The 952-nt window shown below is 47.2% G+C and carries 1 pseudogene; it reads right to left on the bottom strand.

Annotation, left to right across the window (positions count from 1 at the left end):
* Positions 1-952: pseudogene (locus tag AXFE_RS20270) on the bottom strand (hypothetical protein); the annotation flags it as partial.

The following is a 952-nucleotide window of genomic DNA, read 5'->3' as shown; positions in this document are numbered from 1 at the left end:
CACCTTTGTTAGGGTCATATAGAGCTTCCAGATCTCTTCTGGTTCTAGATCGTTCCTATTGGTCTCAATCACATATGCACCATAGAGAGTCTCAGCTGCTTCTTTTACTTTTGGTTTCTCGGTCAAAACCAGCTCTTTGACTTTTTGGTCATCGCCAGTTATGGCATCTATCTCATAGCGACGTGCAATAGAGCGATGCTCTTGCTTTAGCTTTCCTATTCTTGAAGCCACAGTTGTGGCATTGGAATATTGACCACGCTTAACTGAGTCAGCTAGTTTGTCAAATGCACTTTGGAACTTAGTTTGCATACCTATAGCAATTGCCTCTTCTTTATCCCTGCGACGCTCTGAGATACATAGGATCTGCTTTATCTTGTTGTCCATGGAGTCACTTGCGTATGGTTGAGCTCTATTGGAATGGTTGGCTTGGGGTTCATTGCTCTGGGGTTCGTTGACAATTGACTCGACACCGAGGGAATCGCCGCCAAGTGACTCGTTGGCTTGTGGAGGGCCATACATGGAATCGATACCGAGGGAATCGCCGCCAAGCGACTCGTTGGCTTGTGGAGGGCCATCCATGGAATCGACAGTAATCGACTCATTGCCCGACTCGGCAGCTTCTACCTCAGCACCCGCCTCGGCAACTTCTCCCTCGGCAACTTCTACCTTGGCACCCAGGTCATCACCCAGTTCTTTGATGTAGATGCTCTCATTGGAGGAGTTCTTGATCTCTAAGAAGGTATCTTTTCCTTGGCGTAGTTCAGCTAGATAGTGTCTAGCTGCATTAGCGCGTGTAATTACCAGATAGCTAAGACCATAGGACTCGATCAGTGCGATGTTGTCATAAGTTGCTATCCCTCTATCCATGATAACCGTTGGGAGATCTTCGCTAAAGAGTCCCTGTCTTAGGTGACTAGAGATACTAGATAAGACATCACCAAGGGTTTCAGGT

The organism is Acidithrix ferrooxidans (assembly GCF_000949295.1).
Taxonomy (GTDB): domain Bacteria; phylum Actinomycetota; class Acidimicrobiia; order Acidimicrobiales; family Acidimicrobiaceae; genus Acidithrix; species Acidithrix ferrooxidans.
Note: the sequence above shows the minus strand (reverse complement) of the source record. Positions and strands in the feature narration are given on the sequence as shown.